At 42.9% G+C, this 20,261-nt stretch carries 18 protein-coding genes; 13 read left to right on the top strand and 5 right to left on the bottom strand.

The features are described from left to right. Window positions 1-4 precede the first annotated feature (4 nt). The 4 genes from OL444_RS30665 to OL444_RS30650 all read left to right on the top strand — a co-directional run bounded on the left by OL444_RS30665 (window position 5) and on the right by OL444_RS30650 (window position 3,831). A complete protein-coding gene (locus OL444_RS30665; protein WP_264726869.1) occupies window positions 5-796 on the top strand; it encodes a hypothetical protein in 792 nt (263 codons plus the stop codon). A 12-nt stretch (window positions 797-808) separates the two neighbouring features. After that, entirely contained in the window at window positions 809-1,612 is an 804-nt protein-coding gene (locus tag OL444_RS30660; protein ID WP_264726872.1) for a hypothetical protein, read from the top strand. Window positions 1,613-1,950: 338 nt separating this feature from the next. After that, entirely contained in the window at window positions 1,951-2,841 is an 891-nt protein-coding gene (locus OL444_RS30655) for a helix-turn-helix domain-containing protein (protein ID WP_264726873.1), read from the top strand. Window positions 2,842-2,931: 90 nt separating this feature from the next. After that, window positions 2,932-3,831, top strand: a complete 900-nt coding sequence (locus OL444_RS30650; RefSeq protein ID WP_264726875.1) for an NAD(P)-dependent oxidoreductase — start codon at window positions 2,932-2,934, stop codon at window positions 3,829-3,831. 68 nt (window positions 3,832-3,899) lie between these two features. On the opposite strand, the gene OL444_RS30645 is transcribed toward OL444_RS30650, so the two are convergent. Continuing rightward, entirely contained in the window at window positions 3,900-4,271 is a 372-nt protein-coding gene (locus tag OL444_RS30645; protein ID WP_264726877.1) for a DUF1801 domain-containing protein, read from the bottom strand. A gap of 242 nt (window positions 4,272-4,513) precedes the next feature. Here OL444_RS30645 and OL444_RS30640 point away from each other — a divergent pair, with 242 nt between their 5' ends. Together OL444_RS30640 and OL444_RS30635 are read left to right on the top strand one after the other, a co-directional pair. Continuing rightward, window positions 4,514-4,840, top strand: a complete 327-nt coding sequence (locus tag OL444_RS30640) for a hypothetical protein (RefSeq protein WP_264726879.1) — start codon at window positions 4,514-4,516, stop codon at window positions 4,838-4,840. A 225-nt stretch (window positions 4,841-5,065) separates the two neighbouring features. Then, window positions 5,066-6,172, top strand: a complete 1,107-nt coding sequence (locus tag OL444_RS30635; RefSeq protein WP_264726881.1) for a Fic family protein — start codon at window positions 5,066-5,068, stop codon at window positions 6,170-6,172. On the opposite strand, the gene OL444_RS30630 is transcribed toward OL444_RS30635, so the two are convergent. Further along, entirely contained in the window at window positions 6,155-6,406 is a 252-nt protein-coding gene (locus OL444_RS30630) for an SDR family NAD(P)-dependent oxidoreductase (protein ID WP_307735015.1), read from the bottom strand. The genes OL444_RS30635 and OL444_RS30630 overlap by 18 nt on opposite strands. A gap of 387 nt (window positions 6,407-6,793) precedes the next feature. Here OL444_RS30630 and OL444_RS30625 point away from each other — a divergent pair, with 387 nt between their 5' ends. The 7 genes from OL444_RS30625 to OL444_RS30595 all read left to right on the top strand — a co-directional run bounded on the left by OL444_RS30625 (window position 6,794) and on the right by OL444_RS30595 (window position 14,714). Continuing rightward, the gene (locus OL444_RS30625) at window positions 6,794-7,372 is read left to right on the top strand and encodes an RNA polymerase sigma factor (RefSeq protein ID WP_264726883.1); all 579 of its coding nucleotides are present in this window, start codon (window positions 6,794-6,796) and stop codon (window positions 7,370-7,372) included. A gap of 93 nt (window positions 7,373-7,465) precedes the next feature. Next, window positions 7,466-8,413, top strand: a complete 948-nt coding sequence (locus OL444_RS30620) for a FecR family protein (protein WP_264726885.1) — start codon at window positions 7,466-7,468, stop codon at window positions 8,411-8,413. Window positions 8,414-8,511: 98 nt separating this feature from the next. Continuing rightward, a complete protein-coding gene (locus OL444_RS30615) occupies window positions 8,512-11,952 on the top strand; it encodes a TonB-dependent receptor (protein WP_264726887.1) in 3,441 nt (1,146 codons plus the stop codon). A gap of 18 nt (window positions 11,953-11,970) precedes the next feature. Beyond that, window positions 11,971-12,759, top strand: a complete 789-nt coding sequence (locus OL444_RS30610) for a hypothetical protein (RefSeq protein WP_264726889.1) — start codon at window positions 11,971-11,973, stop codon at window positions 12,757-12,759. Between the two features lie 13 nt (window positions 12,760-12,772). Continuing rightward, window positions 12,773-13,522, top strand: coding sequence for a hypothetical protein (locus OL444_RS30605; protein ID WP_264726892.1), 750 nt, complete (start codon window positions 12,773-12,775; stop codon window positions 13,520-13,522). A 593-nt stretch (window positions 13,523-14,115) separates the two neighbouring features. Beyond that, entirely contained in the window at window positions 14,116-14,346 is a 231-nt protein-coding gene (locus OL444_RS30600; RefSeq protein ID WP_264726894.1) for a hypothetical protein, read from the top strand. Window positions 14,347-14,387: 41 nt separating this feature from the next. Further along, the gene (locus tag OL444_RS30595) at window positions 14,388-14,714 is read left to right on the top strand and encodes a hypothetical protein (protein ID WP_264726896.1); all 327 of its coding nucleotides are present in this window, start codon (window positions 14,388-14,390) and stop codon (window positions 14,712-14,714) included. Between the two features lie 1,141 nt (window positions 14,715-15,855). Here OL444_RS30595 and OL444_RS30590 read toward each other — a convergent pair. From OL444_RS30590 to OL444_RS30580, 3 genes are all read right to left on the bottom strand, one after another. Beyond that, window positions 15,856-17,079, bottom strand: a complete 1,224-nt coding sequence (locus OL444_RS30590; protein WP_264726898.1) for a transglutaminase domain-containing protein — start codon at window positions 17,077-17,079, stop codon at window positions 15,856-15,858. Between the two features lie 266 nt (window positions 17,080-17,345). Further along, on the bottom strand, window positions 17,346-17,996 hold the full coding sequence (locus OL444_RS30585; RefSeq protein ID WP_264726900.1) for an urease accessory protein UreH domain-containing protein: 651 nt from the start codon (window positions 17,994-17,996) through the stop codon (window positions 17,346-17,348). Between the two features lie 12 nt (window positions 17,997-18,008). Then, window positions 18,009-20,243: a TonB-dependent receptor gene (locus OL444_RS30580; RefSeq protein ID WP_264726902.1), complete on the bottom strand. Its 2,235-nt coding sequence runs from the start codon at window positions 20,241-20,243 to the stop codon at window positions 18,009-18,011. Between the last annotated feature and the right edge of the window lie 18 nt (window positions 20,244-20,261).

Raw genomic sequence — 20,261 nt, 5'->3', positions numbered from 1 at the left:
AACGATGATGATCAAAAATATATTTTATACCCTGCTAACAAGTGTCTTCCTGTGTGTATTGGCTGCCTGTAACAAAGGGAAAGACGATTTTATTTATAAGATGGACATGGTACCTGTTATTGTGAAAGGCTATAATGGGAGCGGCGAAGAGCTGGAAATAAAAATAGATACAACGAAAGGTAGGGAAGCATTGCCGACTGGCATTTTTTATTATCTGGAACCTTATACGTTTCCGGTTAATCAGCAAACTTCGATGCTCCGGATCACAGAGCGCAATACAGGAAAACAGGTGATGGAAAGAGAAATAAAAAAAGAAGCAGGTCCGACTACCATCAACTTATTTTATATGCATGGAAAAGCAGGTGATTTGCCGGAAAAACCGGAGCCGGAAAGTGGTAAGATTACAGTCAGCTACCTGTTTATGCCTACCCTTACCAATTATACCCAACCGGTAGATATCGTATTGGGCAAGTATTATTTCATACCAAAGGTATTTGAAGAGATCACCCGGATTAAAAATGTAAAACCCTATGAATTCAGTAAGTCGGTAACTATATCCACTTTCCAGGTTACCGGCCAGCAGTATAACGGACAGCCCACTGCGGTGCTATTTAAGGCTTACATATACAAAGCCGGCACTAATGAGTTTTATACAGAAGGAACGGGCTACACCTGGCATGCCACCTCGTCAAGTGCTCCTACGCCACTGACACCCGTGATGTCTTCCACGATGTATATATTTAAGGAAAGCTCACTGGGAAACAGCATCAGATTTATTAAAGATTTTGAATTATAAAAATAGCGGACAATGAAAGCTGTAAAATACTATATGAAAAAGACGGGCATCATGGCGCTGTTGCTTGCCTTACTGACAGCCTGTAATAAGGAGGAACAGGAAGTGGAAAAGGCCATACATGTGGTGGTTAACGGATATAATGGTAGTGAGCATGAGTGGGAAGTAGCGATAGATACAACGAAATATAGTCAGTATGTATCTAATGGTAAATTTATTATCCGATCGGCATCTATAACAGGATTTGAGGCAACATATATCTATCGCACTGCACAGTTGCATGGCCAGATGACCCTTACAGATCGGACTACCGGGAAAGTTGTTTTAAGCCAGCCTTTACCTGCCACAGGTACTAAAGCCTATTTTAACTTTATTTATATAGATGGTAAGGAACTGGCGCTGAATGAACCTGCGCCGGATGCTGCTACTAATAAGCTGGGTTTTTATTTATATGGGATAGATAAGAACACGCCAGTGGATATGTTCCTGTATAGAAAGGATGGAAGTAGCGGGAAGGAATACCGGGAATACCTGGTAAAAAATGTGCAGCCGGGAAAATGGGTGTATATCGATTATGTGGCACCAGTAAATTTTGATAATAAAAGTGTATTAAGGAATGCCTTCATTTATTTTACCAAGGCAGGAACTACTGATCAGTGGGCTTTTCAGGATAGCGAAGCACTGAGTAAACTATCTTTATTCGGGATGTCTTTCCCTATTGCCGGTGAAAAGGGTTTAGTGCTACCTTACTTCATTAAATACAGTGAGAGGCCATTAGAAAAATCCCGTATGTTTTTTCATCCCGACAGGGTGTGGTAAATACTACCTATATAAGGAAATGAAATAGATAACTGCTCATCTACCTTGCTCGTTTTGGGCGGGGGATGAGCAGTTTCTTCGTAAAGACAATCAATTTTTCACGAAATATTTTTCTGTACGTTCATCTCTGCCCCGGATTCCATTTGCTCAACAGGATGAGCTAATAGGGTTAACCAGACCTAGCTGTATTCATCTCCGCCCCGGCAATTTATTTTTTGTTATTTTCGTTATGAGTAGATGATGGGATTTGTGTTAGGAGGTTGAAATAAATAATATTATACGAATTGATATAATCCTGCCATCTCATTGATCCACCAACAGTTGTTAACATCTGCCATATGTCCGCCATTAACAATTACAAAGATATTTCCGGTTTTCTCACGGCATCTGCCATTGATATAAAAATGCGGTTTAAAGACTTCGTTATTTTTCAATGGGAAGATGTGAAAGTATATAACTGCCTAAGCGATATTCCATACCGGAAACATTTTTTTGAAATCACTTTTCAGCAGGAAGGGCATCCGGTGAAGCTGGATCATTATCATTTTTCAGGAGAAGGTAATAAACTTTTTTTTGTCAATCCCTACAGATTGCAGGCCTGCGATGCGGATGAAACGTCTTCCTTCAATGGTTTCACGATCCTGTTTACACCGGAATTCCTGCATATCGCGGCAACGGGATCTTACAAACAGCAGGAAGTTTTTTTATCCAATTACTTCAACCATCCTGAAATGGTGCTAACAAATGATGCAGCGGATGCATTTATGGCACTCTTCAAAAAGATGCAGGAGGAATATGAAGAAGAGCATAACTTATTCAGCAGGGCAATCATCCAGCATTATTTACAGATTTTACTCCTGCTGGCGCAGAAATACGCCGGCACAGATCCGGCTACCGGAGCGGCCACCAACAGGCCGCAGGAAATATATAATGTGTTCATGAATCTGGTGCAACAACACTCCCTGCAACAATCCGGCGTTAAATGGTATGCAGACCAGATGCACCTGACGATCAGACATCTTTCCGCTACGATTAAGAATATCAGCGGTAGAACGGCTTTGCAGGTCATTCATAATGCCCGCATCCATCATGCGAAATCATTGTTGCGTCAAACCAGTCTTACCATTTCGGAAATTGCGGATGCCCTGCATGTCGAAAATCCTGATTATTTCTCCGCCTTTTTTAAAAAGCATGCTGGCATCAATCCCCTGAAATACCGGCAGTCCTGATTCATTTTCCTACATTCTCAAAGTTAATTCCGACAACTGCAAAGCTGCTTTGAAGCCTCCTGTTCTAATTTACAGTGTAAATGTAACACCATGGAAAACAAAGCAAAAGATGCAGGAGCATTGACGGTAATCGGACTGGGACCTATGGGCCGGGCGATGGCTGCGGCTTATCTGCATAAAGGATATCAGGTAACGGTGTGGAACCGTACACCTGAAAAGGCGGCGCAGTTAATTGAAAAGGGCGTGGTGCTGGCGCCGGATATTACGGCTGCTGTAAAGGCCAATGAGCTGCTGATCATCAGCCTGACGGAATATGCGACGATGTATTCCGTACTGGAGCCTGCAAAAGCAGAATTGAAAGGAAAGACTATCGTGAATATGAGTTCCGACTCACCCGGTACTGTAGCTGCCGCGGCAGACTGGGCTGCCAACCTGGGAGCTTACTTTCTCTCAGGCGGTATTATGGTGCCACCGCCGTATATCGGGCAGGAAGGCCCGGAAATATATACATTCTATAGTGGGAAGAAAACCATTTTTGATCGCTATCAGGCGGTATTATCGGTGATGACGGCTACTGATTTCCGGGGTGAAGATCCCCGTTTGGCCATGTTGTATTATCAGGGGCTGCTCGATTACATGTATGCGTCAGTAGCCGGTTTATTACATGCCATCGCCCTGATGCAGTCTGCCGGCATCACAGCGGCTGCTTTTGAACCTTATCTACATAATTTCATGCAATTCATGCCGGTATTGCTGGCGGAATCAGCTACCAGCCGGGAAACGGATGAAAGAACTTACAGCGGCGCGGAAAATAATATGGTCATGCTGAGAGCCGGTACCGAACATGTGCTGAAAGCCAGCCGGGAAGCTGGTATTAATACAACGTTGCCGGAAATGATTTTTAACCTGAGTGATGCTGCGGTAGCGCAGGGATTTGGGAAATCAGGTATTAATAGTTTGATTGAAGTATTGCGGAAACCGGTTATGTAGTTGATCTGTCGATAAATCAACAGGCTTTCAGGTGTATGCCTGAAAGCCTGTTAGTTTTTATAGCGGATTCAATGTTTTTTTATGTTGATAATACCACTTTTATATAATTGCAATGCCTGCTGAATAATTGATTTTATTCTCTTGACAGGGAGGTCTTTTGCCGGATCAATCAACATTATTTTCATTCTTGAGCGCTTCTCCTGTATTAGAAATGATTGCTCAAAGTGTTTGCCTTCCACAATGCCGATATAGGGCTGCAGGTACTTTTTATGCGTCCAGCAATAACAAAACATCTTGCCTTTATAACAAAAAAAAGGCATGCCATATTTCAATTCATGCGTAATGTCTTTGTCTACGGACATAATAATTTCCTGCAGGGCAAGAAAGGTAGCCCTGATTGGCTCGTCTAGTTTCAGATAGAAATTGTCTAATGCTTTCATGGCTGTTTTACAGCTACAAATATAGCTACTTCTGTATGGTCAGTGTCGGCGTTTTTATTTTCATGGGCTTCAAAATATACTGTATCTGTTCAGGGTAAACAGGGGACTCCATTCGAAACTATTTAGCGCAAAAAAGAAGAGAGAGAGAAGACTTATCCTATTCCGGATGATGATAAATCTGATTCCGGAATAGCTATTATATCACATCGAAAGTCTACATTGGTATCTGAAAAATCATCGCTATGACCCATCAGGAAATGAGGTTGAACATCAGGTATGATGCGCCGGAAGCAATTTGGAATAAATTATCGCAGGTATACGAACAACTTGATGGCTGGATAGGACATGGTAGGGGAGGCGAGTATGGTGAAGCAGGAATACCTTATTGGTTTAGTTTTAATGAAAATGAGAAACATATTTTAGTCTCTGTTGAGCCGGGCGGAATCCAGTTCTCAGGATTGATGGATGCATCCGAATGGGCAATCTGGGGTAAAGAAATTAAGAAAGTTGCAACGAGCATGTTGGGATATAAAGTGGGAGAAATAGAAACAGGAGAAGTTGATTACTAATTGCGATATCTGTTCTCCTGGCAATTTTTAGATTGATTCCCCCCCAAGCAGACACTTACATATTTATAGGCATGTTATTGTTGTGATTGAAAATTGATAATTAATAAAAACAATTGATTATCAATATTTTAATGATAAATGTAATTTTATTCTCCGCATGAAATGCGTAGAAAGATTTGTAGGTGCGGCGAATATATTCTATATTCACCGCATAATGTGCGTAGAATGTTTATCTATCAGCTTAAAGAATGGCCAGATTTTCAATGGGACAGCGAAATAATTAGCGCGTCCTTGGGAGAAGTACGTCATAAACAGGGGAGACTCTTGGGACAAATGGAAAATCTGGGATTTTCTTTGCGGGAAGAAGCACTCTTGCAAACATTGACAACAGACGTACTGAAGTCGAGCGAAATTGAAGGTGAAATACTGGATCATGATCAGGTCCGATCTTCCATTGCGCGACGCCTGGGAATAGAAGTGGCAGGGCTGATTCCAGCCGATAGAGCCGTTGATGGCGTGGTTGAAATGATGTTGGACGCCACTCAACACTATGATACAGCCTTAACTGATGAGCGTCTTTTTGGATGGCATGCTGCTTTATTTCCAACGGGATACAGTGGTATACATAAAATTGTAGTGGGAACATGGCGAAATAACAGCAAGGATGATCCAATGCAGGTTGTTTCAGGAGGTATGGGTAGGGAGAAAATACATTTTCAGGCGCCTGATTCAGATATCCTTCAAAAAGAAATGAACCTCTTTTTAAATTGGTTTAATACCCATGAAAAGATAGACCCTGTAATAAAAGCAGCTATTGCACATCTTTGGTTTGTAACACTGCATCCTTTTGATGATGGTAATGGACGTATCGCGCGTGCTATTACTGATATGCAATTAGCACGTGCGGATAAAAGTCTGTACCGTTTTTACAGTATGTCTGCACAAATCCGGATCGAACGAAAAGCATATTACGATATACTGGAGAAAACGCAAAAGGATACACTGGATATTACAACATGGCTAATATGGTTCCTTTCATGCCTGGATCGGGCTGTAAGTGCTGCTGACACAATACTGGCGGCCGTGATAAAAAAGGCAAAATTCTGGGAGCATCCGGCAACACTAACAGTTAACGAACGACAAAGGCTTATGCTGAACAAACTCCTGGATGGATTTCATGGTAAGTTAACTTCATCTAAGTGGGCGGTTATCGCTAAAACATCTCAGGATACAGCTGTTCGGGATATCCAGGATTTAATTGAACGTGGACTGCTTGTCAAAGAAGCTGCCGGAGGAAGGAGTACAAGTTATGTGTTAAATGAAGATATTTGAATTGCTTAGAGGATCTGTTGTCTGGAAGATGTTTTCCAGATCATTCATATGCGTCACATCGCCCCTTAACCCGATGAAATTATTGCCCAGCTGTTGAATGGAAGCATCGATAGTATGTTGGTTCCTGCCTGTAATGGTACTCCGCGCACCTTCATTTTTGAATGCTTCTGCAATACCCAAACCGATACCGCTGTTACTGCCAGTTATCACAGCTACTTCGTCCTTTAGTCTCATTTTGTTGATTTATTATAATGCAAAGTTGGGCCATCCCGGGTCTATGGGACAAGGACATTTGATAAGAAGTTTAGGTGATAAATGTCACGGTTATACGGGAATTATGATGGAAGGCAGCTGGATAGGTTAATATATTTTCAGGAATGCAGCGAAACAGGTGAGGACGTGCTTATTTATTGTATAGGTAATGTAAGTTAATGATAAGATAATATACGGCGTACTATCCTTACGGACAGCATGTTACAGCCAGCAATGGCGCCGGAAAAGCATTGAAAAGTGCAACATTACAGCAGTGATTAAAAGTACATCCATCTGGGAACTTACTATCCCTGCATAACATTTTGATAAAACAGTAACTATATATTTGTGCCCGCAAGGTAATTTGTAATGGATAAAAACACTTTAAATGATGCCGCATTATGGCAACTGGTAAAGCAGGGAGATACGGTATCGTTTACGTGTTTGTTTGAACGGTATTGGGATGAGATGTTTTCGATGGCTTACCGCAGGCTGGCTGACGAAGCAACAGCCAAAGATTTTGTACAGAATATTTTTATTCATGCCTGGGAAAACCGGCAGCAGATCACTGTGGAGGATAAGTTGAGTCCTTATTTATTTACGGCTTTAAAATACAGTGTCATCCGACATCTTTACCGCGAGGCCAAACAGGGTACCACGGATTTACCATTATCTATTTATAGCCTGCCAGACGAAACCGAACAAAAAAAGCAGGATCATTACGAATTCGACAGATTAAGGGAAAGAATTCAATCGGAAATTACCTCCATGCCCGATAAAATGCGGGAAGTCTTTATACTCAGCTATGAAAAAGAATTATCCGTTAGGGAGATAGCACTGCGCCTGTCCCTTTCAGAGCAAACCGTCAAAAATCAGGTGCATAATGCCCTTAAACGGCTTCGCGGTCGCTTGCAAAGCCAGGCGATTTTCCTGCCCTTTATCCTGTAATCTATCCCCGTTTCAGGAATTCACAATTCGGTAACATTGAAAATATAGTACCACCTGCCTAAACCGGTATGTAGATAGCAGAAGGACTGTCATATGAATCTATACAACCGGTTAAAACTACTTCGGGATTATTTATTGGGAAAGACAAATGAAGATCAGCGGAGCCTCGTTGATGACTGGTATCATTCGGTGGATGATACCAGGCCGATCGGACTTTGGCAGGAAGAAGGGAAAAGGAATGCCATCAAGGGCAGCATTCAATTGCACATCCTGGAACAAATAAATAAGCATGCGGCTGATGGGAAGGTAGTACGCCTGCGTGGCCGGCTGATGGCCGCTGCGTGCATTACCGTGCTGGTGATCGGTGCTTCCTGGCTTTTCCTGGCTAACCAGCCCACTACGTATTATACGATAACAGCTCCTTTGGGTGAAATTAAACAAATACAATTGCCTGATAATACACAGGTATGGCTGAAATCCGGTACGACGCTGCAATACAGTTCTCACTACGGAAAACGAAACCGACGCCTGGAATTGATGGGAGAAGCATTTTTTGATGTGCAGAAAGACGGTTCCAAACCTTTTATAGTGAAGACGGGCACGCTGGAAACCAAAGTGTTGGGCACCGCCTTCAATATACAGGCATACACCGACCGGCCGTCGATACAGATATGGGTACAACAGGGGCGGGTACAGGTGAGCGATAGCACGGAAGTAATAACGGAGCTGTCGAAAGGAAAAAGATTAGAATGGGACCGGGTGAGCCGGCATGCCAGTATTGATAGCCTGGACTGGAAACAGGCATTGGCCTGGCAGCAAGGTGTTTTGCTGTTGGAATCTGCTACATTTTCGGAAGTGGCTTCGGAGTTAAAGGAAATATACGGTGTAGCGTTGGTTACCTATAATGATGATATCCGTGAGCTGCATTATGATGCCAAATTCTTTATACAGAAGACTGGCATAAACGACATTATAGCCTCTCTGGCAGCGGTTCATCGCATACAATACAAGATACAAGGAAAGACAATCATATTGTATTAATAGCAAATCCCGCTGGTAACGGGATTTGCCAAACACTTTGGTAATGCCATTTTTGACGAAAGCAACATTACCATCTAAAAAAAAGCAATCATAAAGGTATGAAGAAAAAAGAAAAAGGGACACTGGCCCCAACCAAGTTAAGGTTGATGCTGATGCTATGTTGCCTGATGCTGGTGGCATCCGGATTAAAAGCACAGTCGCCCGGAACGGTAAAACTGTCAATTCGATTTGCAAATGTTACATTGGATGTCGCCATGCGGCAGGTGAAGGAAGCTTCTCCGGTGAATATCGCCTACGACGCCGGTAAATTAAGACTTGCACAATGGCAGGTATCTCCGAAGGAATTTAAACAGGCTAACTTATCAGACATCCTGCAGTATTTATTACAGCAGGCAAATGTGGGGTATAAAGAGATAGCCGGCGGAATGGTATTATTTGAAAAAGAGAAAATAGAGTCTGCTCCTGCTAAAAAAGACAAAGGACGTATGATGGGGAAGGTCATAGACGAAGAAAATGGGGAGCCGGTGATTGGTGCGACTATCCGCGTGGGTGAAATGGGAGCGGTGACAGATGATGCGGGTGGTTTTTCATTACCGCTATCGCAAGGGAAATACGTGGTTTTAATTAGTTCAATGGGATATGGTACCAAAGAGGTGAGTGGCGTAGCCATCAATGAAAACGAAACATTTACCTTAAATGCCACCCTTAAAAGAAAGAAAGGTAATCTGGCGACAGTGGTGGTGAAATCCTCTGTCAGAAAGGAAACAGCCGCCTCTCTATACAACCGGCAGCGAACGGAAGCCGGTATCTCCAATGGTATCAGCCGCGAGCAGATTGCTGCGTTGCCGGATAAAAATATCGGAGAAACCCTGAAACGTATTTCAGGCGTAAGTACAACCGACAACAGGCGGGTGGTAGTACGTGGTATAGCGGAGAGATATAACATGGCTATGATGGACGGCGCCGCGCTGCCAAGCACTGATGTGCAGGTACGTGACTTTGAATTTGATATTGTTCCCAGTAACCTGGTAGATAATGTGGTGGTATCCAAAACAGCTACGCCTGATATGGGGTTCGGTTTTGGAGGAGGAATGGTGCAGATCAATACACTGGCCATTGCCGATAACAATTTTACTACCCTCAGCTTCGGCAGTAAATACATCAATGGTAGTACAGGTAAAGAATTTCTGGGCTTCCAACGTGGCAAGAGCGATTACCTGGGCTTCGATGACGGAGGCAGAAATCACTTTCCCAAAGAGATCATGACGATTAACACCGGTAACTATGATCCTCAGAATCCTTATAACTTTATCCCCACTCCCGGAATAGAAAAAGTTACGCCGCAAATGATCGCTGCCCAGAATAAAGAAATTGGCGGTCTGGAGAGAATGGGTACCCGTACCTATAAAGCGGCTCCCGGACAGAACTATCAGTTTAGCCTGGGGCGTAGCTATAACCTGAGGAATAGCCGTATCGGATTCGTGGGATCGCTGAGCTACCGTAACGAACAGGCTATAGATGATATCGTGCATTTTGAACGCGGCGCCTTCAACAAAAAGAACAACAATCTGTATAATCCGGAAACGCTGGAGGAGCTCAAAGAATCAAAGGCGCAACAATACAATTTCACCACCAGCTGGGGAGCATTGCTCAATGCAGGATGGCAGGGTAAACACCACCGGATTACTGCGCGCAATTTTTACTCCAGGGTATTTGCCAATCAGTTTTTCCGTATATCCGGCTGGGGAGATGATCTCGGATTTGGCGAGAATCCTGCGCTCAATGAGTATGACAGGCCTAAGTTTATAGATCTGTTACAGAACAGAATAAATGGAGAACATAATTTTGGACGTTTAAAATTTGACTGGAGCGTAGCCCGCAATGAAGTGACCAACCACGAGCAGGACGCTGTAGATGCAAATTTGAGTCCTTTGAAAACGCTGAATGGTTTTGTTTACAACTATCTGCCTCAACCTGGTATCACGGCTAACCCCGGACAGTTAAGCCGTTCTTCCTACAGGTATGTTGAAACCAACTGGATGGCCGATGCAGCATTGAGCTATCGGTTTACTGTGAAAACGTTACCGCAGGTGGTGAAAGCTGGTTTTCAGTATATGGATAAAAAAGGACACTACGATTGGAATGTTTTGCCAATCGGGGTAGCCGGAAATTTTAAAGATGCATTTAAACCGGTAAATCAATGGAACATTGATTTTGCGAATCCGCTGACAGATGCATTCTATTACCCGGCAGCCTTCAATAACAACACTTATACGGGTAAGAATAATAACCAGGCTGTGTATGCGATGATGGATAACCGCTTTACACCCTGGCTTCGTTTGGTATGGGGCCTCAGGGGAGAATATTACAAATATGAGAAGATAAAGGATGAAGCAGCAGATAAGGTATCACAGGCCAACCTGGATAACTCGGATAAGCAGCGTTATGTAGATCCGGAAACCGGTAAGCTGGTACACCAGACCGTCGATGCCAGCGTAGACGATAAGCCGTGGGCGTTCCTTCCTTCGGGCAACCTGACCATTACGCCATTCTCCAACTTCAACATCAGGGCTTCGTTCGCCCAATCGGCTATCCGCCCGGCATTGATTGAAAACTCAAGCTTTGCACGTTTCAACTACCTCTACGGCCGTATACAGCGTAATACGGGCGTGCTTTCTACATTAATCACGCATTACGATCTGCGGGTAGAATGGTACCCTGGAGCAGGAGAGGTAATCTCAGCGGGTTATTTTAAAAAGCATTTCAAAAATCCGGTAGAGATGTACCTGGATATTACCAATACCAGTGGTGCAGTAGATCTGCTGACTGCCAACTCAGACTATGCAGATGTTACGGGCTGGGAAGTAGACCTGCGTAAGAGTCTCGGATTTATTGCTAAAGGCGCGAAGTTTTTAGACAACCTGTATTTCAGCGGAAACCTGACTATACAAAACTCTCAGGTGCAGGCCAGCGCTTTCCGTTACGGAACAATAGGAGGAGGCGCGGATATCGACGGTAAGACTTATGCTTACCGGACGAAAACGTACCTGAAAGAAAAACGTCCTTTGTACGGACAGGTACCGGTATTGTACAACATCGGTCTGCAATACGCAGGGGAACGATTTGGCGCCAATATAGCCATCAATCACTCGGGCTATAAAACCTTTACGGTAGGTATGCAACCCCATTATTCGGAATTGGAACGGCCACGGGATCAGGTAGATGCACAATTGAGCTACAAGTTCCTGAAGGATAAGAAACTGAATGTAAGATTGAACGTGAGCAATCTTACCAATAGTCCATACCGGTTTTTCATCAATGGCCAGAACACCTATCAGATCAAACCGGCTACAAGTGATATGAACATGAATGAATGGTCGGATGTATATGAATGGAAAGAAGGTTTTTCTCAGAAGTATGATGCAGGGCATTATGAAGTTGCACCCGACGGGAAAAATAAAGTTCGTGTAGGCGATACCGATACCTTTATCCGTAAAGTAGGCGCTTCGTTCAGCCTGTCTGTATCCTATAATTTTTAACAACGATAAACAGCAAAAATGAAAATAAATAAAATAAGCTGGCTTTTACCGGGCATCGTGACGTTTATGATGCTTGCGTGTAACAAAGACCGGGATAATATTCTCTATAAAGAGGAGGTATTACAGATCAACCTTGCAGGATATAACGCTACTGAGGAAGAACTGAGGGTAAAAGTGGATACGTTTAATTTGCCGTTGGGACTGACAAAAGGCTCATTTAAACACAGAGAATCGTTTATTTTTAAAGGAGATCAGCAAACAGTGAGGTTGAGCATTACTGAAAAAAGCACAGGCAAATCGGTGGTGGAAAAAGAATATAAAAGAGGAGAGGACGTAGCTGATTTAAGTTTCCTCTATATGAATGGAGAGGTGCGTGATATGCCGCAGAAACCTGCTGTAGAGAAGGGTAAAATCAGCCTTACCTATATGTTTATTCCGGAGTTTACTCATTATAGCGAACCGGTGGATTTGGTAATAGGTAAGTATTTCGCTACGCCAAAGGTATTTGAGGAAATTACGCGGATCAGGAATGTGAAACCAAATGAATTCAGTGAGTCAGCCACATTTTCTACCTTTACCACAGGAAGACAGGAATACAATGGCGTAATAACCACAGTGTCTTTTCAGGTAAGAATATACAAGCCAGGTACGAATATCCCTTATGTTGATGGCACTGACTATACCTGGAACAATATTTCATCTTCAGCACCAAAACCACCGGCGTCCACTGCGGCTTCCAAGCTTTATATTTTCTCGGAATCTCCCAATGGAAATATCATGAGTTTTTTTACCCGCCTGGATTACTAAAAATAAACAGATCATGTCAACAATAAAAGTACTTGGACTATTTGTCCTTTTGGTTATACTGAACGCTTGCAGTAAAGAAAAAGAAGTGGTGAAAGTCATTAATATTGAGGTGTCGGGCTACAATGTGGGCGAAGCTGAACTGGAAATGTCGATAGACACTACTATTTATCGCAAGTTCACCACGAAGCCCGATAAATCTGTTTCTTTTAGCATGGTATACCCCTATCCTTCCGCCAAGAAAGAGTTATCATTTAAAATAAACGACAAGACATCAGGTAAGGAGTTATTCCAGCAACAGCTGAATCTGGAGACCAGCGAACTGGAAGTATTTTTCCCTTTTGTGTACATTAATGGAAATATCCTGAAAATAGCACCTGTGGCTGCCGATCCGGCTACCAACAAACTGAGCTTTTATGTTTATTATCCGCAGAGCAATGACGCACTGGATATTTTTCTGCAAAATGCGGCAGGAAAAAAAGTGAATATCGCTCAGCATGTAAAACCCGGTACCTGGGTAACAGTTAATTATCTGCCACAGGATGGATTTAAAGATAAAAACAACGGATATACCTTATACTTTACGAAAACCGGTACTACAGACAGCTGGTATTTTGAAGACAGTGAGGCAAAAAGTAAGATAGACGAATTCAGTGTGATTTTTCCTAAAGGAGAAGAGAAAGGATTGGTACGTACCTATTTTGTGACACCTGGTGCTGCGCAGCTCGAAGTGATACGTTTGTTCAAAAGACCGAAAGTGCAATAGCAGATTGTCGGTTACAAAAGATTTGAAAAGTGTGCGGCGATATTCGCTGCACACTTTTTTTGTTGGTGTGAAAGATTGATTTGTGATTTGGTGCGGCTTGATATTGCTGGGGTGTCGAACGATATTTATTATCGCCATTCAATCTGCTTTTTAATAACCTTGTAGCCTATTGTGATACTATATTCTTTTCTAGTTAGATGAAAAATCGTAGTTAATGATATAACGTATGACTGGGAATACTTGTATCGTACCGTGTTCGTCTCTCTTTTAAAATAGCATGAAAATAACTCCGGAAAAAATTTTTGTAAAAACACGAATCTATTGCTAAATTTAAGATAATACATTGTTGACCTGTTGTTTCAAAATAGCCCAATGAAAATACTGTTTCGTTTTCGTAACCCATAAAGACGCGATGATGTTGTTGTCAGTCTTTGTTTTAATGTAAAACCCTCAGATTTTATTATAGTGCTTTCCATAAAGAGGGGTGATATCCTGTACAAAACGCAGTGAGCCTGATTGTTTAAAGTATTTAACAATGTCATTTGGGATTTACTAACACTGCATTTACGATTAACCCTATAAAACTGTTCTCTATGCTTGCCATTCCAGAAAACTTTCCTGCGCCCAAAAGTCATGCTTCCGAAGCAGCTAAGCTGTTGATGGATGAACGAAAGGTTAAAATTACAAAGACAACACGCACCAAAGGAATAGCGGAATATTCCGGCTTACTCAGTATCAGCGATGTACTGAATAGGTATATAGTGGAAAATCCGGGAATCTTACGGGATCCCAATAAAGGGGATGAGGCACCTTTACCATTATAGTTTACGTGATGGATATTTTTTTAACCGCATAAGATTAGGCTATGGCTATCATGAAATATATTAATCGCCTGAAGTATATAGATTATATGATACAAAGAAAGGCTACGGGCAATTTAGACCACTTTGCAAAAAGAAATAATGTAAGTAGAAGTACGCTGTCGGAAATTCTGAATGATATGAAAGAGATGGGGTATCCTATAAAATACGATAGAGGCCGGAGAACTTACTATTATGAAGAGGCTGGAGAGATGATCAGCTGCTTGTTTTTAAAATATGGAGAAGTGCTGCCAAGAGAAAAGATGAAACAGATAGGAATGATAGACAAATTGTGCTTTTCCCCTACAGCAGTGTTTGAGTTGTGTAAATGAATTTGAGCGAATTTTTCATTCCGGATATACCGGAATGAAGGATTGTAGATTTGTCTTGTTAGAAATTATTATTTCATCATTAAATGCTTGCGAAATGAAAAAAATGAACTTACGCGCTATTGCATTGGGTGCGAAAAAAGTGCTTGCAAAACAACAGTTGAAGGCGATTGTGGGCGGTGCCGCTGCCGCTCAAAGAAAGGGCTATTGTCGTACGGATGATGATTGTCCTCCCAGAGAATATTGCTGCCATAGTCTACAGATCTGTGTGCCGAATTCGTTCATTTGTCCTAGATAAGTAATATAAGGCCCATGGATGATATTATTCTTCCATGGGCTTTATGATTATTAAGAGAGGTACTACAATATAAATGTAGAGATAATACACAACCTTTCTAAACTAGCTTGATACAACATTGGTTTTGTAACGATACAATGATGGTAAACAAAATCAGGTGTTGGTATAACATAAATAAATTAGCCACGCTTTATAGCGTGGCTAAATGAGGTTGTTAAAAGTGACAGTAATAAACCTAGAATTGTCCTGTACACAAACCTGATCCAAATCTGAAAGAGCAGATACAGTTAGCGTATACACAATCAATGTTATTAGAACAAGGTTTGGTTTCGGTAACGCAGAAATTTGCTTTGCGTTCACCACCATTAATTGATTTCAGGGTTGTTCTGTTTAGTGCCTTGCCTGTGAATGTTGTTTTTTTCATTTTTTTTGATTTTAAGGATTTCGGAATAGTTTAAATTTAATTTTTGATACTGCATAAATATGTCAGTGTTCGTGTACCCGTAAAGTTTATTGAGTACATAAAATACAATGATAGTGTGAGTATAAAAGCAGAGAAAAAACAATTCAGCGTTTATGGGTGAACGTTATTGACAGATAGCTGGAAATGTGTCTGGTGAAATATTTAAGAGAATGTATTTTAAATGAATCAGATACGTGTAATAAGTGTTATGTGGACGCTTTAAAACAAAGGATATCAACTATTGGTATCAATAAAAAATATCAACATGATGCTGGTGTTGGTTTGATATACGGTAGCTCAATAATTTTTGCCATGCCATAAATAAATTAGCCACTCTCTATCAAGTGGCTAACAAAGTTGCTAAAAGTACCTTACAAACGGTATCAATTCAGTGGTACCCCGAACCAGGTATACTTGGTAAACATCGATTTCCTCCCTGCTTTTCCTTTCTGTAAATATGCTTTCAGCCATACCTGTTGCTCATCAATGCGGTCAGTGAGACTAACGATTTCCTTACGCAGGGTGGCAATTAGGTTAGCCGTATTGGCATCCGGCGCTACGATTTGGTCCAGAAAACCATTGGTCGCTTTTATTTTCTTTGCCGGTGCATCCAGCATAGCTTGTATGTTGGCATCGCTTTGTTCGGGTTTGAATTGTTGATTCCGGTAATTAACAAAATCATTGAAATAATTAATGGCAAGGTTGAAACTGTGAACTGCAGCATTATATTGATTCGCTATCTTATTTTGCTTATCAATTTCAATGGCTTGTTTTAAATGATGTAACCGGTCGAATTGCATAGCGTTCCGAAGTCCGTTCTGTTCCATCCTGGTGACTGCTGCTGCGTAATAAATCATCTCATCCATCTTTTCGTAGGCGATGATGGAATCGTTGTAGTTAAAATAAGGCTTTGTATGATTCTCCCCGGTTTTACCTTCATAGAATGCTGTGCTGGTGATCGGATAATTTAATAATTGCCAGAGGTAATCAAATGGCATATGCGATTTGATCAGCTTTGCAGGCGCTGTTTTGAAAAAGCTGTTGTCAATCTTCTTAACAAACTTTCTATTCATGACATATCCTGAACCCCAGGTGGGATCAAACAAATACCAACTTGTATCTATCCGAGCAGCACACCAGGCATGTGGGATATAATCGGTAAACCCGTTCTGTTTGGTAAATCCTTCTACTACAAACGTTTTAATACCAGCCTTTGTACAGATGTCCGTAAATAGCAGTGCGTAGTTTTCGCAAATACCCTTTTGGGTTTTCAGTGCCTTCGCCATTTTCTCCTCTTTTTTTTCATAGAAGTTCAGCGCGAACATATTGTCCAGATCGTAACTGATGTTGGATGCCACCCAGATGAAGGCTGCACGTGCTTTATCTATATCGGTGGTGAAATTGGTATTGATATAAGCGGCAATACTTGTCGTGGAGGAAGTACTCGTATCGGGTATCTCTAACGCTTTTTTGTCGATTGCCGCATATGAATTACCGGACGTAGTAGTGGCAATACGCTTGCCGGGACTTGTTTGGGAAGATGAGTTACTTGAGAAGGCCGTGATGAAAAAAACAATCAACAAGGCGCTATGATATAGGAATCGCATTAAATGACTTTTTGTAATCGGACATAAGGAAAATGAACAGCTCATTGCAGAAATGCCAAAAGCAATTCGTGATGAGTAAACGTATAATGGGTTTAGCCACCACGGCGAAGTTACACAGACTTTCTACATTAGTTGCTGATGAAACCTTATCATGTCCCGAAATTGTCGGTTCGGCAGGCCGGTTTCAGGCTGCACGCTACAAATAAAAGAAGCCTCACAGTGATTTACTGTGAGGCTTCTTTATTACTTAAAAAGTCAGGTCACCCTTATCCCCAGAGATTTTTATAAATAATCCAGGCGCCATATCCAATACATAGCAAAGACGAAATCCCAATCAATATTAATTTCACCTTTCCATATTGAAAGATCCGCCTGGTGAAAGGAAAACTGAACACCCCGGCCGCCAGCATCATTCCAAATACAGACCCAACGCCAAAAATCAGCAAATAAAGCAGACCGCTGCTCACCGCGTCCGACTGGCTCATGACCGCCAGGATCAACACACCGCTTCCTGCCAGGCCATGTACTAATCCTACCATGTAGGCGGGCAGATGGGAATGGCTTGCCTGCGGTTTGTGCGAATGGGTATGCGGATCTCCCTGGTGATGATGTTCGTCTGTTCCGTTTTTGGCCCATTTCGCCAGCCTGTACACGCCCATGGCAATCAACATCAATCCCACGCCCGCTTCGAAATAAGAAAAGTATTTATCCGGAATGTGTAACTTGATCGCGAGAAAAATTATACCGATCAACAACAGGGTAGAGGTATGCCCGAGGCCCCAGAAAGCACCGTCTTTTACGGCTTTTATCAGCTTGTTTCTTGCAATGGCCATATTCGTAACAGCCAGCACATGATCGGTTTCAAAAGCATGTGTAAAGCCCGCATATAAGATCAGGAACATTGATGAAGTGATCATGGACCAATGATTTTAGAAGAAAATGGTAAATGATAGCCGGGCAAAAAATGGTGTGCCGGGTGTAAAATGGATTTCGCTGACGGGTTCGGGCTCGTCTTTTAATCTTGTTTCTGTATCGAACTGGGTTTCTTTCCATTTTGTGTTGAAGATATTCTGGACGAACAGCCCGGCTTCCCAGTTTTGTTTGCTATAACTCAAACCGGCATCACAGATAAAATATCCTTTGGCAGTAACGCTGTAATCTTCGTTGGCGGGCCGTTTGCCCATAAACCTGTACCTGATGCTGCCGTTCCACCCTTTGTTATTCACGTAGTTGAGGCCCCCGGTCGACGTTACCTCCGGCGCCAGCGGCAGGTAATGTTCTTTTTTGGGAACGCCTACCGCCCGGGGCATCGACACATTCAGATCTGCATCAGCATACAGGTATCGGAGGATTTCGTACCGGAAAGACAAATCTCCGCCGTAGCGCCGGGTTTTACCGCTGGGCTCTACTATGCCTTCGTCGCCTACATAAATAAATTCCTGCTGCAGCCATAAATACCACAGTGCAGTTTGCAACAGTACCTTATCGCCTATTTTGAATATTCCTCCCAGATCTGTTCCCAGCGCAGGCGTCACTACTTCCCGGCCGTTTCTCTGAACGGCCACCCGTGTATCGTTGGTATGAAACCCTTTGCCGAAATACCCGTATAGCTGCACGTAATCGTTCGCTTTGTAATTCAGGCGCAGCTTGGGGCTCACCATATGCGAGCGGGCGGATAATTTTTGATTGATCAGTTTGTCGTTATAGCTGTTCAGGAAGATATCTCCCCGGGCGCCTACGGCCAGCTCGAGGGTGCTGCTGAGGCGGAATAACTGTTCCGCATATACGCCGGCGGAAACTTCGTGTATGTCGCCTAGCATAATTTTGTCCAGGAGTTTGGTTCTGTTTTTTGTGTTACTGAGTTCACTATCTTTCGTCATATCGGTTCGCACCTGCACGCCGGCTTTGAATGCGCCTTGCAACCGGCCGATGTTGTTGTTATACGAAATATCAGACTGTAATCCGGCCAGGTGCCGTTGCTCGCTTTGCCGGATCTGATCTCCTTCTGCGGGGTTATTCAAATAGAAAGTAAAATTGGAAAACAGATTAAAGCGGTAATAGCTGTAATAAACCCGGTTGTTCCATTGCAAGCCGTTGTCGAAGGTGGTATGCAAAGATACGTTGGCGTTGTAACGGCTGGTGCTGCCTCCTTCGGTATCGTCGATGGCGCCGTACCAGCCTATCAGGCCCTGTTTTACGGCCCTGTCGGGGATTTGCCCGCTGGCGTTCCAGCTGCTGGTAAAGCCGCTTATATGCGCGGAAAGCGAGGCGTTTTCCGATATCTTTCCATGATATTTCAAGATGCCGTTAAAGCGGTTGAAGTTCTGCGGACTGTCAAAATACCCTTTTGTATGAGAGTATTCAGCGCCTGCGTAAAGACTGTTGCCCGATTTGATGATGCTTGCTTTATTCAGCAGGTTCACCGCCGCAACGGCTCTCCAGGTGTTGAATTGGCCGCCTTCGGCTTTTACGAAATTCTGTTTGAGATAATTTTTTAGCTTAAAATCGGCAAAGCCCGCCGTTACGAAATTTCCTTTGTCGGCAAAATAAGGACCTTTATCAAAATCTACTTTTTCGATTAATTCAGGTATGACGAAATGGAGATCTGCATAACCCTGACCATGGGCATGGCTTACCATATTAACGGGCATCCCGTCTACTGTAATGCCGAAGTCGGTGCCATGGTCGATGTCGAAGCCGCGTAAAAATATCTGCTCCGCTTTTCCTCCGCCCGCATGCTGGCCAATAAACAAACCTGGCACGATGCGGAGCACATCCTGTGACGTAACGATGGGCCTGAGGTGGATATCCACATCACTGATGGTGTTCAGTACGCCGATGCTGGGCGGTGTTCTCACCACCACTTCCCGTAGAGAGGTGTTTTTTTCTGCCAGGTAAATAATGGAGCGGTCGGCAATTTGCTGTGCGTCTACCACAAGACTGTCATAGCCCACCGTATAAATCGTATAGGTTGGAGAAACGGCGGGATCGATGCGGAGGGCGCCGATACCGTTGGAAACCTGTACGGGCAGCCTGTCTTGCCGGATGGTAATGGCTCCCGGTACAGGCACCTTACCGAGAAGGCTGTACAAATAGATGGTTTTAACCTGCGCTTCAACAGCTACCCCCATCAACATAAAAATAAATAACAGTAAAAATTTCATACGAAAGGCGCAATAAGG

It is taken from the genome of Chitinophaga nivalis (assembly GCF_025989125.1).
Taxonomy (GTDB): Bacteria; Bacteroidota; Bacteroidia; order Chitinophagales; family Chitinophagaceae; genus Chitinophaga; species Chitinophaga nivalis.
The sequence above is the reverse complement of the archived record's forward strand: the minus strand, read 5'-3'. Positions and strand labels throughout refer to the sequence as shown.